The following is a 15,088-nucleotide window of genomic DNA, read 5'->3' as shown; positions in this document are numbered from 1 at the left end:
TGTTGTTTGAACTGTTTTTAAATTTAGCTTTTAGCTTTTAGCTTTTAGCTTTTAGCTTTTAGCAATTAGGCTGAAATAAAACGGATAAATCCGAGGGTTTAAATAAAGATTAAAGTGTTTTTTTTACTTTCCATAAAAGCGATTAGCTAAAAGCGATTAGCTAACTGCTAATAGCTAACCGCTAATAGCTAACCGCTAACCGCTAACCGCTTTAGGCAACACCACTCATAGCAAATAAGTCTGGACTTACAACACTATCAGAATCTATATGCGGTAACTGTGGGAAGCTGTTTGTGGCTGTTTGTGCGAGAAAATGATTGTTGATAATATCTGTAAATGCTGCAAAGTCTGCTTGCCAGTTACCGATACAATCGTGCATATAAGCTAGTTTTTCTGATGCACTTTCACCATTGAGTGTATAACTAAAACTGCCGCTAAACATGACGATTGGTGTAGTAGTTTCGTCTGCTTGTCTAACAGTAGCTTCAGCGATACTGAGATATAAAGGAGCGCGTTCTAGTTGAAATACTAAGTTGATAGAAGCACGCATTGGAGAAGTTCCAATTGCTTGCCATGTACCAGCAGCAAGAAAGTTTGATGCGATATATCTTGATGCTGCATCTTGAGAATCTGGGAATGAAAGAAAGCCTCGAATATTAATACCAATTGCTTCGTATTCGAGGTTGGGAAGTGTTTGGGTGTATTTACGTGCCATTGCTGGAATTACCAGCTTTTCATATGTTTTATCAACCATTGCTTCTGAGAAGACAATGCGGTTTGGTTCTCCAACTATGACGATATTTTCTTCAAGCTCTATGCGTGAAAAGTTTTTGGAATTGACTGGTTGAGAAGCAAGTTTGATTTCTCCGTCAACAATACCTGCACCGCTAAAGAAGTCTATATTGATGGTTGATGTTGCTTGTTTTTTAGTAGCAAATACTATATCGATATTTAAACCAGATAATTGTTGATTCATAATTTTTCCTTTATTTGATAGATGCTTTTTGCTGTTGGTTAAATTAGCTCTTCGTTAAGTGGCACGCCAACTTTTACCGGATAATCAAATATCCGGTTTAATATTTCTGGTGTTTGGCATTCAAACCACAATTTGAGTAACAGTCCTGCCTTGATAACTTTGCTTTTTCTGCTTAACTATTTTTAATCTATTTTAGTAATAAATATTAATGCTATTTCTACCTAACTTCGTCTGGGGTTGATTTTCAGTGTATGTGTAGTTTTTAATGATGATTTTATGAGTGCTTCATAAAGCTAAAATATGTAGTTGCCCCTTTTTCATCTATTTCGTTGCCAATTGTCGGATTTGGGCGTAGTACACCATTTTACGGCAATGTAATTATTAATACGTTTTAGAAATATTACTGTTTTTTACTGATTATTGGTGCGTTGTTTAGGTTATTCATCTGAAAAGCTATTATACGGCTTTACAAGCAGGCAGGACTGCCTGGGACGACTGCTTACAAAGAGTCTCAACTTTTAGTTACGTACTAGAATAAGAAGCCTTTGGGAAATATTTTTTTGGTTAAGATGCGTTTTTCCGAGCGTGAGTATCAAGGAGAAAACAATTAGTTGCGTTGCCCCTTCATGGGGTAAAATCGTAACGAATTCGTTTTCGTTTCATGATGGGACTAGCACTGCGTTGTTCTATACTCACGATGAGTGCGGCTCATTCTTTGGAGCGATCGCCCGTAGATGAAGATGCTGCGCGATACTTCTGCATTATTCTATGCGCTTCTTCAAGCGGGTAAGCGCGATTCCTTTGAGATGGCTTTACAATTCAAAACCAGAGTCGGAACGATTCCGTTGTTGCGGCTTTTTCAGACTTAGTTGCTGTTGGGGTTTTGGTTGCTGCTTGGACTCTTGCTGCTTCTGCTGTGACAATTTTTTCAATTTCTCATTGAATTGTAAAAATTCCTTCACCTCGTCTGGTGTCAACCCTTGACCTTGGGCTGGTTTGTTTGGGTCGAGTGGTATAATGGCAATTACTTCGCCACTAGTCCGCTTGAGAATATAGGTTTCGTTAGAGAGCAGTAGTTCGTGGCGATCGCTCTTATAGCGTTTGCGTTTGTAACCTTGTAGTTCAAAGTACTTGCGGATAACAGACGCAATTTGATTTGCATACTGCTGCTGTTGGGCTGCATCCGAGGCTTGGGTTGAAAATTGCTGTGATGCAGGTTTTTCAGCACTTCTAGCAGATATATTGGACTTCTCTAGTGCTACTTCTAAAGTTGGTTCGGGTTGAATGGTAGTATTCGGTGTGATTGCACCTTGTTGCTTGATAATTTCTCCAATAATGTATATCGCTTTTGCTTCACTACCAGTTTCTTTTATTAGGTTTTGAAATAATGGTTCAGTACGTAGCTTTATTAACCAATCAATATTATAAGTTTGAGGAGAGTTAGCATTTACTTCTTCAGTTTCTCTTCTATCTTCTGCAACCGAATCTCGATGCTGTTCGCCCTGTTGTTCGTGCGGTTGAGTACCTCTGGTGGTAGAATCTGTATCAGTATCCAGGCTGTTGCTCCTGATATTACTCCCATCATTGCTAGCAGCCCCGCTAGCCCCCTGTAGGTGAATATCTGCTCCGACAGCATCAGCTTGAATGGGTACTTCTTCGGCAGCAGTTTCTCTAGTTTCTGAATTGCTGCGTTGGTTTTTTCTATTTCCTTTAGTTGGTTTAACTGGGTTGCTTGGTTGCCCAATATTTGGTTGTTGTTCGTCAATTGCTGCTCTATTTTCTGTAACGTTGCTGTCTGGTTGGTTATTAATTGGTTCGGAGTCGATAATTGATTCGACAACGCTTGCATCGTCTGTGATAAATTGACTATCTCCGACTTTATCAATACTTGTTGATTCTCTACCGATTGAACTTTCTCTACCCACTGTGTTAAGGATTGCGGCAATTGGTTCAATACTTGCAGTAATTCGTTTAATGCTTGCTGCGTCTGTAAGTCGTTTTCTTCTTCGCTTATTTCTTGAAATTGGTTGTTGTCCTGATTCGCCATATACTACACCTAAATATTTTTGTAATCCTGGGAACGAATAACCCTTACCTATTTGATATCCAGCTATTTTTATCCCATCCATCTCGTAAGCAATACCCAATATATTGTCCTGATTATCCAACTTGGGATGGACGATTATATTCTTCTCTTTTAGCCGGCTAACTAGTTGAGTAAAGGTTGGTTTATCAGAACAGGCTTCATCAACTGCATCCGCTATCAGTTGAGCTACTGATGGTTTACCTGAAGTATGCTTTAACTGTTTGATAGTTTGCGGTTTTCTAATCGTAGGACTAACACTTGCAATAATCCCTATTTCTTGCAGCTTTTGGACAACTTTTTCACTACTGCAAGGTGTTTGCTCTAAACCAAATTCTTTCTCTAACTTGCGTGCTGCAACTTCGGCTCTACTATAGTCCCACGAATCTGTAACAACAGTAGCATCCATCTTAATTCGGGAAGCAATAATATGAATGTGTTCGTGTTCTCTATCAGTATGTCTGCCCATTACATACTGACTTCTGTGCAATCCCTCACCCAAATATTCCATTTCTTCTAAGAAGCGTTTACCGACATAAGCATACTGCAAATCATCTAAATGTTCGTGATATTCACCATTAGCATGTTCGCTACTGCGGTGGGGGATAGATAATATTATATGAGCGCAAGCATTCTTAAATTCTGGGTTGGAACGTTTTGCAAGCGAGAATTCTCGTGCTAGTTCGTTGGGTGTAGCACTATTCATATTAGTGCCGATAATCGACGCACCCTCTTTCCCAAGTACATACTTGAGAGTGGGGAGAAAGTTACCATGTTTAAATATTTTGGGAATCAAGGTTGTTCTCGCTTTTACCCAGTACTAATTCAATTTTATAAAGTTTCAGTTTCATCATCCATATCTCTATCGATATCCAACAACTGCTGCGTGGTTGTCCAAATATCCGAATGCAATTGTTCGAGTTGTTCAACGATATTACTAATATCGTTATTGTCTGCTGTTGCTGTTAAACAAAGTTTAAGTTGGTTGGCAATCAATTTCAATTGTGCAAGTTGGTTGTAAAATTGCCACTGTTCTTTTAATAATGGAGTGGTGATTTTTCGTCTGAGTCCTGCACGACGCAGATATTCGGATATTGACAGTTTGCTATTAAAGGCATATTGCTTGATTTTTTCGCTTTCAAGTTGCGAAAAGCTCACTGGATGACGAATGGTTCTTTTACTTGTAGTAGTTTCGTCGGTTGTAGATAAAGCCTTATTCTTTTTCTTCTTTTGACTATCCGTTTGCATAGCGAGTTGTGGTTACAACCAACCACCGTAGCTAGCTAATAACAGTAACGTCCACCTTAGAATTGCGGAATTATGGATGCAGCAAACATTCCTTGCATCTGTGGGTCAGACAGCCACCAACAACAGAGGATGGTCGAAGTCTTGCACCCATACGTGGGTGATGCACTCAACGAATGGGTGGTACTGTGCAACTGCGCGGATTACTGCTGACATGGTGTGCTACGTCGAGTGCGATCGCTCGTCGAAGAGGAGAGAAATACAGCGCGATCGCTCCCACAAAGAATGAAGTAATATTCCCCATTAATTGGGGCTTTTTAGTATACACCAAACATTCCTTGCATACTGGAGAGAGTACCACCATTCGTGACAGCGGCAGTTGTATAATGTTAACGCCGCTAACGCAGAAAAACGTCCATTGACTGGTTGGACTATCTTGCACTAATGGGTAAGCTGTACCGCTCCAAATCGATTTGACTGTGGGTTTTATCCAAGTATGCCATCCGTAGCGTTAACAGCGTTAACATCTTTAAGTAAGTTTACTTTTGCGCTCTGGTAATAGTGCGGGTGTGAGTTTCCATTTTAAGAGATTGTAGGTTTTGTCGAAGTAAGCATAGTAATAGAATTACACCCCTTGCTGTTGGATTTCACTCTAACGCATTCCTGAAGCCGTTAACATCGTTAACATTGCGATATTCGTCAAGAAAAGCGATTAGCTTTTAGCTTTTAGCTAACAGAAGAACAGAAGAACAGCTAATTGCTTGAAGAGTCATTTATATCGCTTACTAGAGTCGGTTCTTTACCGTTATTAGCTGTATTGCCATTAAGCTGGCGGACAGTTGTATTAACATTGTTCTCCAGAGGCAGCCACCGAGAGCGTCTTTTATTAGGGTCTTTTTTGTACCACCCGGTTTTCTCTTTTACAAGTTGGTGGAATGGTATGCCTTTTTCTTTCGCTTCCTTATCGAGTACGTGGTACGAAAGCTGGTATTTTTCTAGTAATTCGGTTTGGGTGATTCCTCCATACCGTTCACCATCGGAAATCGTCTCCCTCAATTTTTCAACTATTTTTATTTCGGGTTTGATATCACCAAGCGCTTGTAATATTGCTTGCAGAATATCTTCTAACTTGTCGAGGCGTTGGTTTAATGGTGCAACAATACCAGTATCAACTGTTAGTTTATCATTGACTTGTGCTATTTTCGACTCTAGTGCAGTAATTCTGTCGGGAATAGTATCAATATTTTGTTGAAGATATTGCCCGATTGCTTCCCTTGCAATTGTAGTTCTGTTACGATTGGTCGCGGAGCTTAAATTATCAATTATTTCCATCCATTCGCGTGGAACTCTAACACCGAGCGTTTCTAAGCTTTTTTCTTCATCACTCTTGCTGAAAGTCTCACAATTTGTTTTCTTGACCATAACTTGATTGATAGTTTCATCTCAAATAAATCTGCCACGAGTGCGTGCCTTATATCTTGACTCGTATTAAATCTTGCTTGCTTTGATATCAAACAGAGTGCTGATTTTAAGTACTTTTATTGTTGCCGTTGGAATTAGCTGTATCTAATTGCCTGGAGATATATTGGTCAGCAGTATTATCTTGCTTCTTCAATTCTCCTATTGGTTGCATTTCCCCTTCTTTTGAAGCAGCATCCAACTCCGAATTATCTTGCGTGCCTACTCCTGCTATTGGTGGGGGTTCGACATTTATATCAGATGTAGGTTGCGTGTTACTTGCCAATATTTGATTAGAGTCGGATGAGTCAGCAGGTTTTGACTTTTTGGTTCGCTTTGATTTTGTTGCGGTTTCAGAATTAGCAGTGTCATTGGTATCACCATTCGACGCATCTGAGTTATCAGTTGATATCGACGTATTTTTACGTTTTGTTTTGGATGGTAGATAAGACCTAATGGTTGCTGCTTTTACATCTACACCTTCAACCTGAAATGCTTCTGCCACCTCATCATAATCGTAACCAGCATAAAGATGCTTCTTCAATTTCTGACTTGAGGCTAACAATCAACTCTCGCAAGGTAGCATCTTTAGGATTGTTTGCTTTAGCTTTTAGCCTAACAGCAATTTTTGAACGCTTTTTTTCAGTATCTTTAATCCGGACTGCTTTTTTGGTCATTGTTAATAACAAATTTTGACTGTAGACATCATATTCGACCGATAAAAGAAAAGATTTCCGTGCAAGTGCGGATATTCGCAACTTTTAAGAGCGTGCAATACAAAACTGCACTTTAGCTTAATGGTAAATATCAGAATGTTGGCGTATTTTGGAGGAAATAAGATAAATGATAGATATCAGAGAATATAAGGAGCGCTCAACCAAATAAAGAGCGATAAAAGTTAGTTGCCAGAAAGCGCGAGTTGGGGATTATCGCATGGATGTGACGGATGAGCTACGTTTAGTAGAAGAGCGCAAGCTGGCATTTTCTATGGGTATCAAACCCTATCCCATCATCAGCTTGATATGTTCCTTCGCTCCAATGGGGCGTTCCAACTTCTGATGTGCAATAATTTGATATTAATAGTCAGTAAAAATTAGGCGCTTTGATTGGTTTTATTAGTAAGCATAAATATGCTTGCTACTATTGCGGGACGCTTGGTGTTGGATAAATTGCACGCACCGAGCCTTGTTGGTGGGAATATGTATGGTGGTGATATTGTTACAAGAAAGTGCGCGAGTTGACAATATCCCTTTCAGAACGACGATAGCGTTAAATCTCCTTGCTACCATTTGGTGTTGAGCGCTCTTTGTTGCGTTATAAAGAATGATAAATTAGTAGAGATTGCCAAGCAACTACGCGACGCAGTGTGTTTGTATTGTCGCAGTTGAGGGGAGATTTAGTTATAGCGTCAGTAGAAGACAAGCGATTGTTGGATGATTTGTTGTTACAGGAAATTGATACGTTTATTGATTTTGAGCTAGCCTGAGAGCGATTATTTTGTTGCTAGAGAACCGAGTGGTGCAATTCCCGAAATGTTGCAACGCTGGATAAATTTTGTGACTGGTAGGGCAATCGCAACGTGGAAGGATAAACAGTATTCGTTATATTTTGTTGACTCACTCCTTCGAGCTTGATATTAAACCCAATTATCCAATTTATAAAACGTCCGTGTAAATTAAGCGGTATAACTTAATATTGATGAGTGTTGGGGCAATCTTAATTGATTTTAATAATCCGCGAACCGGCGAAGAGCGAACAGCTAAACGAAATGCTACAAGTATGGGGAGTATTTATTAAAATAGCAGTAGATATTGAGCGTGAAATTCTTGCGGGTGGTTCTGAACATCATTACGAATGCGAGCAAGAATTGTTGAAATCCGGTAGTAGACAACGGGATATTTGGGGTGCTGATTGGTGTCCATATACGCAGGAAATGGTATTTGAGTCAATAATTAACATCCGCCCAAGTCAAAACAATCGTACTATGGAGATTCAGTCGAATGTAATTAGAGAACGAGTTGCTCAAATTACCCAACGATTGTTAGGAGGATTATGATGCCAAACTGGAATGCAATTGAATCGAGTTTTTTACGCCAACCCCACCCACAACAATTGGGAGAATTGGCATCAAGTCTGGCACGTCTCAAATCCTGGTGTCAAAAAAATGCTAACCAAGAAGTAGTGCCAGTGTTACTGGAAGAAAGTTTGTTATATATCGAGTTAATACTTCGCTCGGATTATACAAATGATGCTACCGAATTAACCCAAATCCAAGATATGTTACGAGGATGGCAGCATAATTGGTCGATTATTTGCGATAACCCAACCGAAACTGCAACACTTGCTGCAAAAGCAGCTACTTGGTCGGAACGAGTGTTGGATATGTCGGGGTTACTTGTTGCAACGGACTCGATGAGCGCTTAACCCATCCGCACGTTGCCATGATGCTCCCCATTGCTGGTTATATTTGAAATCAAGTGCGGACTTTGGCTAACTGCTTTTCGTTCCGTCCATATAATAACTTGCCTTTTTCTACTATTTTTCGTGTTAGGGAAGCCGGGACTGTCATTCTAATAAGCGCAATTTAGAGAGCAAAGAAGAAATTTCTGTTTGTTTTAGTTTTAGTTCGGTTCTTCGTTCCGGATAGTTGACATAGCAAAGTTCTGGATTTCCTGGGTGGAACCGAGTAATTCTACCACGCCAATTGTAAGCCACACTTTCACGATCATTACTAGCCACCACATCCCCAACTTTTAACTGCGGTATGACTACATTCGCGGTTTCGTGGGTAGCAGCAGCTTCGTTAGTAACAGCGGTTTCGTTAGTAACAGCGGTTTCGTTAGTAACAGCGGTTTGGTGGGTAGCAACGGCTTGGTGGGTAACAGCAGTTTCATTAGTAGCAGCAGTTTGGTGAGTAACAGCAGTTTGGTGAGTAACAGCGGTTTCGTTAGTAGCAGCAGTTTGGTGGGCAACAGCAGTAGAGTTAGTAGCAGCGTCGGAGTGGGTAGCACCGCGATACTGCTTTAATGTCTGTCTCACTGAAGACACTTGTTCGTGTGTGAGATGCGATCGCACTGCTGCAAATTCTTCCTCGCTCCACATACCAATTAAATCAAACAGCAACTCAGCCGCATTTTCTTGACTTAGGGTATATAACACTACCTGCGCGTTTGCGAATGAATCAAATGGGAGTGTATTAGCAATTTGTCCTGAAAAAACGCACTTGACAGCAGTTGACTGAAACCCAGTACCAGAGCGACTGTCCAGGGTGTCCATATTTTGTCCACCCACTGTTATGGGGCTAGAGGAAAAATTCGTTTCAAAAGAATGAAAATTTCGCTGGGTCACTGAACTATTTTTTTCTAAATCGAAACCTGTACCCTGGACAATTGGACAGGGTGGACACCCTTGATATTGCGTTGTTTCAGCCTGTCCAGGGTAGGTAGAATGAAAAATTTCCCCCTGGACACCCTGGACACCCATGCTGTGACTGGCTTCTGGGCTTTTTGGTGGGTTATTTTCCACAATTTCACCCCGGAAAACTGGTGGATTGTTGGGAGTGGGGGATGTAGGGGTGTTACCTCCATTACTGTTACACCCATTGCCCGAATCGGTACCTCCCGATCCCGAACCGCTACCGCCATTACCGCCATTGCCCGAACCATTACCTCCATTACCCCCATTACCGCCATTACCGTTACCCCCATTACCCGAATCGTCTGGGGGTTCGGGTGGACTCCAGAAATCTTCAAAATCCATCAACCCACCTTCATTACACTTGGATTTAATGCAAATCCAAATTGGGTTTTGTGGTGGCTGAGGTCTTTCCCCGCTGTCCCTACCCTCTGGAGACCATGAAACAAATACACCAGGTAGCGAAACAAGATTGGACCAATGTGCCTGAATCCGATCGCGTTTTCCGTTAATCATTGGCGACCAGCTGCGGTCAACAGAGTTTCTCGGTAAAATGGTCTTCAAATGAGAAATAAATTTGCTCATCCCCAATGGGTTGTAGCCATGTTCCTTGCAGTAAGCTACATACCAACTGTGCAGCAGGTGATTGGGAACAAAACTTGCCTCTGACGATGGACGCAAGCACAAATCTACAAAACTTTTAGTAGAATCTCCGTACAAAGCAGCGTCCAGTGCCAAATTTATTGCTCGTTCTGATTCTGGTCGTGATAGCAGTATCCGATCGCGTTCGTCACGAGGCATTGCTAACGCCCAACTGATAACATCAGCTTTAGCTGCTTCTAATTTCACCCGCAAATCGGGGTCTGTTTTAATATCCCTGCTTTTTACGGGAATTGGGTAAGCACGACGCACCCAGCCGTCCCCAGCATTTTCAATTTGCAAGTGGTCTACAGAGGCTAGCCAAAACCGCATGTACCACTGTTTGTCGTATGCTACTGGGTTGAATAATGCCCTGCCGGTCATGGGACCATTGTCAACTAGTTCGTAAAAAGCCCGCACTCCTTCGGCATAGCCACCCATATCAGGGAAACCAAATATTCGCTTACCTGTTAGGTATTGATGGCGACCTTCAGGGGTAGAAATATCCACAAAATTACTGGCACTGCCAGAACCTTCTTTCCCAAATAAACTACCCCAAAATCTTCCCAATGTCCCCTTTCCACCGCCACTTTGCCCAATTAGATGCGGGAATCTGCCATAAGGAGCAGTTGGGTCAAGAAACATACTGGTGAATGCGCGAATTACTGGCAGCATGTCTTCACCAAAAGAGTCAACTATAAATGCATGGAAGACTTCGGGACATGGTTTGTTGGGTTCGTAGTCGTGCGGTATCAGGTGAGTTAGGTAAAAATCTTTACTTTTTGGCAAACGATCCCCGGTTCGCAAGTCAACAACGCAGTTGCCAAATGCCAGTAAATGTGTATTTGTTGGCAGTGGTTCTGGACGTTCTAACTTGCTGCGGCAGAATTTAAAGGCTGATTCTTTGTGACTATTTGTTTCATAAGGCTTAATCACCTGCCAGCCAAATTTGTCTGAGTGTTTGAGTTTAAATGCTCTTTCCCCAGCGTCGGCAACTAAAGTATAAATACGGTTATCTGGTTGGTGCTGCCAAACTTCAACTGACTCTGACCAACGATAAAACGCTGAATCGATAACTCGCCAGTTTTGAGCACTATCAAACACATTCCGATAAGCCCAACCGTCAAAAGTGGTGGAGGTTACGCAATTAGTGAGCGATAATCCCAGTCTCTCACAAATGGGTTTGTAAAAGGATTCTGGGTTTTCGGGGTCGTCGTAATGAGATATTTGGAAGTGACGGGCATCTTCAAGTTGTTCTTCTTTTTCTTTTTCTTGTTGTAGTTCGAGCGATCGCTTGGCAACAGCAGCATGAATTTCTTCTTCCAGCTTGCGGATAAAGTCGGGTACTGACATTTGCCCTAAAATTTCCTTGATATCACTTGACTTATATGGTAAGTCAGGGCAAATATCATGGGGGTTAATGGCGATAAATGCAATTCCTACTTTGTCGGCACATTTTTGGCATAGTTGAGCTTTCTTTAATCCAGCTTCGTCAAAGTCGTGCAGGAAGACTATTAGCCCTATCCCAGCGGACAAAGCGCGTTGATATTCATTTGATATAGTCTTTTTATCCCAACCGCTACCTTGAAATGTGAAGCCGGCGATCGCATTTACTCTACCGATTTCAACACAACCCTCACCTTCGTGTTGAAGTAAAATAGATACTCCATTTACAGAAGAAGCAGCAGCTAGAGCTTCTGTTAGCCGATATGCCTTCCAGGGTTTATTCCCCTTATTCCACCTGGTTTTACCGCTGCTGTCAACGTGGCTTTGGCTGAAGGATTTAGCGCGTCCTTTATAGTGAGCAGCACACGGGCTTTCAAAGCGGTGAACTGTTTGCCCATTACCATAATCATAGGTGGTGACGGTAATTTCCTTTAATTCTGCTGGGGTTGCGCCATCCGATTTAAGTTTGTCGATTACTCTGTCTGGGACAAACTGCGGTTTTTGGGGAGAGGGTACATCAGTTGCAGTTTCTGCCAATCTTACTACAATTAGTTCACCTTGCGGGATTGGGGCTGGTTTGGGTGATTGTTTGGTTTTGTGCGATTTGGGGTAAAGAGTGTTCGTCGATTGTGAGCGATCGCTTCCCCTCTTACCAACAACTTCAGCCCAAGGTGATATTGCTTCTCGGATATCGTCGCACTGACAACCGTTGAAGCATTGATATTTCCCATTTTTTGGGTTAATCCCTAAGTTGTGTCCGTCGCATACGGGGCAAATGTACTTGTTTTTCTCTTTGGCTGGGGTAAGCCGGTCTAGGAAGTTGCGAATGTCAAAGGTTTCTGACTGATGATCCGAGTTAGATGATGTGTACATGATACTCTCCAAAAGTTTTGTGGACTTTGGAGCGGGTTGTACACCGTTAGCAGTGGATATCTAGCTTCTTCTTTCCTTTTTGAGAATTTTTAACCATTCTTGGGAAGGTTTTGGCATTTTGATTGGTTAAAAATAAAATTTTGGTAAAAGTCTTCCAAAAAGAATGTAAGCGATCGCTCGACAATGCTAAGATAATGCGTAACGGGCACGAAACCCGCTACACAAAACCCGCTAGCATAAGCCTTGTTGACGGTGTTAAACCGCTAATGCTTCGCTAGCTATTGGTGTTGTCTCTCTTCTCCAACTTAAACAGTGTTTTTACCTTCCACAGTAACTTGGGCACTGATTAGGTTTTTGAGAGTAACCCGCTCTTTATTCAAAATGTCTGTCAACCCCGCTTCGGGGGTAAAAGTACCGCTCTTTTTGGGCGGTGCTTTTATATTTGGGGATTGACTTGTAGTATTTTGTTTCCTCACCTCCTGAATTTTGATAGCTAATCACTATGCTCGCTTCGACTTCAACATTAATTGCTTGATAGTTATATAGAAACAATGAAAGGCATCTTCATGATTAACAGATGATGCTCTAATTTCACCCTTGGATTCTGTGCTGTACGGGGTGTACAAATGTGGCACAAAACTTGAAGAAGTGTTGCCATTATTTCTTTGCAAGCAGCTGTTTCAGATCGATCCTAGTTGATTGTGGGGTTTCTGTAAATCTATTTTAGTAAAAATCATAAAAAATGGTTAAAAGCATCTCTGGCTAAAGGTTATAGAGATATTTATTAGCGTTTTTTGTGTGAAGTATAAAAAACTTAACAATCTGGCTGTTAAAAAAAAACAAGACTTTTTACCGTAGCAAACAATAGTGTTTTCTACAGCAAATAAATTTCTATCACTTGGCATAGAAAATAAGATTGCTCAATGAGCATTAATCTATGTTGATAGTGATAGTAACAATGTGTGTTTTGGTTATTTTTTTGTTAGTTGAATCAAGACATATTTACTCCTTAAAAATTGTAGAGTGCCGAGATTCTGGCTTCTCACTATTCGTGATGATCGCGGATGGTAAGCAGCACAGGGGATGTGCTGGGTAGATGCGATCACTTGCCCGTTGCCGGGGTATTGATGGCAGTCTAAGCATTTTAATTAAAGCTTGCGCGTTCATGTTTCTTCTTCACGTTTTTTGGTTTGTGAGGAAGATTTTTTGGTTTGCGGAGTAGGCAAATCTACGGCATTTTTTGCCAACCAGTCCTCAATAAGTTCAGCCGCAATATCAGACATATTTAGCCCTTTGAGAAAACAGGTTGTTTTAAATCTGTCTTTTGCCTCTGGCTTTAGATATACCCGAATAGAAGTTTCTCCTTGTGCCACGTTATTCCGCAACTGATGAACTTATCCATCAGTTTATTGGTACAGCGACATATTTAGATCGATTATGCCTTAGTTGACTAATGCACTGGTACATTGCTATCCTACCACTATAACCAAAAACGCCCAAAATCCTTGCTGCAAGCCAAATAGCAGTCCAAGTTGGGCGACAGAGTTGTATTGCCAAAAATCGCCTTAATTCTACCCCTAGCAATGGATTGAGCGCTGACCACCCTAATATTTGGAGAAATAACCAATGCTTGTAACTCAGCCATATTTGGCTGAAACACCCCAAACTAGCCCAGTCATTGCCGTTGGGGTCGATTCTGGGGCAGGACTTACCAAAGTCTGCTATCGGGACTCAGAAAACCAAATCAAAGTCCGCACTCCCTCGAAAGTGCTGGAAATAAAGGAAGAATTGCACGATATCCTCCAATCTAACGAGGGTGGACACTTCTTCTACCATTCAGGCGACAGGCTGGATTTAGTCGGACGGGAATTCCTCACAGGTACACTTGCTAGTTGGAAAGCTCCAACAACCCATATCAAGCTCAGTGATGACCCAGCACTAAAGGCTGAATATGGCTTGCACACGTTACTTGGGGCGTTGGCTACCCTGCCCCACCGTCCAGAGTGGAACCTATATCTGGTGCTATCTATACATAATGTGAAGGTTTTCAAAGATTTGTTAATCAACAAAACCAACGGCAGTCATTTTGTCAGTTTTAACGGCAAAAATACGCCACTCTCACAGGTCAATTTAAACGTGAGTTTAGTTGTACCCGAAGGCGCTGGCTCCTACAGCTACTGCGTTTCAGTCAAACCTGAGCCGTTGATTGACCGCAGTGCCCATGCGATCGCCATTGATTTTGGAACTTCGACGGTTATCCCGACTGTTTTTGCCCCTGGTGGTGCAATTATCCATCGGCAAGTTTTGGAAGTGGGTGGTTGTATTGATTTATTGGATGCGATCGCCAGTGACAGTGAGTTAATTCAATTTTTAGGCAGTGGCAAAGCTGGCAGCATTGAAATCATTCGCCAGGGTATCGAAAATACGACTTTTCAGTATGGCACTCGTAATTTCAACTTCCGCCATATTTATGCACGACATCTCAAACCTTGGTTATCGGATCGCCTGCGCCTAGCTGTAATAACCTGCAATACTAATCACTCAAACCTGCAATCAACGCATTTCCAAACCAGGATTATTTGCAACTATAATTACACTTCAACCAGGATTAATTGCAACTGAGCCAGGATTAACTGCAACCAACCTGCAATCATCGGTTTCAACCAGGATTATTTGCAACTAAGCCAAAGTCCTGTCAAACAGGAGTTTGGGAGTTTACTTAAAAACTGCTTCAACTTTACAAAAATATATTAAAATTTGAACCAGAATTAATTGCAACTATAAGGTCAAATAAACGGTCGTTTTTTTAACTGTTATGACCACCCAGATTGCAAACCAGAAACCGAATCAAGTTTAGTAACGAAACTCGGTAATTATATCAAAGTCAACATACCCTGTTAAGTAACGAGTATATGTACTTGTTAAGGGTTCAAAGTATGTTAATAGGTTATGCC

General features: G+C 41.5%; 13 protein-coding genes. 5 read left to right on the top strand and 8 right to left on the bottom strand.

From position 1 onward, the window contains the following. Positions 1-211: 211 nt before the first annotated feature. The 3 genes from TOL9009_RS0102630 to TOL9009_RS0102620 all read right to left on the bottom strand — a co-directional run bounded on the left by TOL9009_RS0102630 (position 212) and on the right by TOL9009_RS0102620 (position 4,307). Complete coding sequence (locus TOL9009_RS0102630) at positions 212-976, bottom strand: hypothetical protein (protein WP_029630991.1); 765 nt, start codon at positions 974-976, stop codon at positions 212-214. Between the two features lie 812 nt (positions 977-1,788). Further along, a complete protein-coding gene (locus tag TOL9009_RS41945; RefSeq protein ID WP_144238128.1) occupies positions 1,789-3,855 on the bottom strand; it encodes a relaxase/mobilization nuclease domain-containing protein in 2,067 nt (688 codons plus the stop codon). Between the two features lie 35 nt (positions 3,856-3,890). Continuing rightward, positions 3,891-4,307 carry a plasmid mobilization protein gene (locus TOL9009_RS0102620; protein ID WP_029630990.1) on the bottom strand — a complete coding sequence of 139 codons (417 nt, stop codon included), beginning with the start codon at positions 4,305-4,307 and terminating at the stop codon, positions 3,891-3,893. A gap of 76 nt (positions 4,308-4,383) precedes the next feature. On the opposite strand from TOL9009_RS0102620, the gene TOL9009_RS45015 reads away from it, so the two are divergent. Continuing rightward, entirely contained in the window at positions 4,384-4,593 is a 210-nt protein-coding gene (locus tag TOL9009_RS45015; RefSeq protein WP_144238127.1) for a hypothetical protein, read from the top strand. A gap of 464 nt (positions 4,594-5,057) precedes the next feature. Here the strand turns inward: TOL9009_RS45015 and TOL9009_RS0102615 are convergent, their stop codons facing one another. The 3 genes from TOL9009_RS0102615 to TOL9009_RS46790 form a co-directional block, all read right to left on the bottom strand. After that, positions 5,058-5,726 (bottom strand): ribbon-helix-helix protein, CopG family, encoded by a 669-nt coding sequence (locus TOL9009_RS0102615; RefSeq protein ID WP_029630989.1) that lies wholly within the window; start codon positions 5,724-5,726, stop codon positions 5,058-5,060. Positions 5,727-5,832: 106 nt separating this feature from the next. After that, positions 5,833-6,306, bottom strand: coding sequence for a hypothetical protein (locus TOL9009_RS0102610; protein WP_144238126.1), 474 nt, complete (start codon positions 6,304-6,306; stop codon positions 5,833-5,835). Then, positions 6,272-6,439 (bottom strand): hypothetical protein, encoded by a 168-nt coding sequence (locus TOL9009_RS46790; RefSeq protein ID WP_186227459.1) that lies wholly within the window; start codon positions 6,437-6,439, stop codon positions 6,272-6,274. The genes TOL9009_RS0102610 and TOL9009_RS46790 overlap by 35 nt, the downstream gene beginning before the upstream one ends. Before the next feature lie 256 nt (positions 6,440-6,695). On the opposite strand from TOL9009_RS46790, the gene TOL9009_RS48720 reads away from it, so the two are divergent. The 3 genes from TOL9009_RS48720 (at position 6,696) to TOL9009_RS0102595 (ending at position 8,186) form a co-directional block, all read left to right on the top strand. Beyond that, on the top strand, positions 6,696-6,821 hold the full coding sequence (locus TOL9009_RS48720; RefSeq protein ID WP_260675818.1) for a hypothetical protein: 126 nt from the start codon (positions 6,696-6,698) through the stop codon (positions 6,819-6,821). A 661-nt stretch (positions 6,822-7,482) separates the two neighbouring features. After that, a complete protein-coding gene (locus TOL9009_RS0102600; protein ID WP_029630986.1) occupies positions 7,483-7,818 on the top strand; it encodes a DUF5674 family protein in 336 nt (111 codons plus the stop codon). Beyond that, complete coding sequence (locus TOL9009_RS0102595; RefSeq protein WP_084763083.1) at positions 7,815-8,186, top strand: hypothetical protein; 372 nt, start codon at positions 7,815-7,817, stop codon at positions 8,184-8,186. The genes TOL9009_RS0102600 and TOL9009_RS0102595 overlap by 4 nt, the downstream gene beginning before the upstream one ends. Before the next feature lie 141 nt (positions 8,187-8,327). On the opposite strand, the gene TOL9009_RS0102590 is transcribed toward TOL9009_RS0102595, so the two are convergent. Both TOL9009_RS0102590 and TOL9009_RS37675 read right to left on the bottom strand, forming a co-directional pair. After that, complete coding sequence (locus TOL9009_RS0102590) at positions 8,328-12,134, bottom strand: primase-like DNA-binding domain-containing protein (protein WP_029630984.1); 3,807 nt, start codon at positions 12,132-12,134, stop codon at positions 8,328-8,330. Positions 12,135-13,297: 1,163 nt separating this feature from the next. Next, on the bottom strand, positions 13,298-13,507 hold the full coding sequence (locus tag TOL9009_RS37675) for a plasmid partition protein ParG (RefSeq protein WP_038295843.1): 210 nt from the start codon (positions 13,505-13,507) through the stop codon (positions 13,298-13,300). 253 nt (positions 13,508-13,760) lie between these two features. Between TOL9009_RS37675 and TOL9009_RS0102570 the strand changes: the two genes are divergently transcribed. Next, a complete protein-coding gene (locus tag TOL9009_RS0102570; protein WP_029630983.1) occupies positions 13,761-14,756 on the top strand; it encodes a ParM/StbA family protein in 996 nt (331 codons plus the stop codon). The last annotated feature ends 332 nt before the right edge of the window (positions 14,757-15,088 follow it).

It is taken from the genome of [Scytonema hofmanni] UTEX 2349 (assembly GCF_000582685.1).
Lineage (GTDB): Bacteria > Cyanobacteriota > Cyanobacteriia > Cyanobacteriales > Nostocaceae > Hassallia > Hassallia hofmanni.
The sequence above is the reverse complement of the archived record's forward strand: the minus strand, read 5'-3'. Positions and strand labels throughout refer to the sequence as shown.

Coding starts and splice junctions, on each gene's coding strand:
- TOL9009_RS0102595 (WP_084763083.1), top strand. CDS start 7,815: ATGATGCCAAACTGGAATGCAATTGAATCGAGTTTTTTACGCCAACCC.
- TOL9009_RS45015 (WP_144238127.1), top strand. CDS start 4,384: ATGCAGCAAACATTCCTTGCATCTGTGGGTCAGACAGCCACCAACAAC.
- TOL9009_RS46790 (WP_186227459.1), bottom strand. CDS start 6,439: ATGACCAAAAAAGCAGTCCGGATTAAAGATACTGAAAAAAAGCGTTCA.
- TOL9009_RS48720 (WP_260675818.1), top strand. CDS start 6,696: ATGGATGTGACGGATGAGCTACGTTTAGTAGAAGAGCGCAAGCTGGCA.
- TOL9009_RS0102620 (WP_029630990.1), bottom strand. CDS start 4,307: ATGCAAACGGATAGTCAAAAGAAGAAAAAGAATAAGGCTTTATCTACA.
- TOL9009_RS0102615 (WP_029630989.1), bottom strand. CDS start 5,726: ATGGTCAAGAAAACAAATTGTGAGACTTTCAGCAAGAGTGATGAAGAA.
- TOL9009_RS0102590 (WP_029630984.1), bottom strand. CDS start 12,134: ATGTACACATCATCTAACTCGGATCATCAGTCAGAAACCTTTGACATT.
- TOL9009_RS0102630 (WP_029630991.1), bottom strand. CDS start 976: ATGAATCAACAATTATCTGGTTTAAATATCGATATAGTATTTGCTACT.
- TOL9009_RS0102570 (WP_029630983.1), top strand. CDS start 13,761: ATGCTTGTAACTCAGCCATATTTGGCTGAAACACCCCAAACTAGCCCA.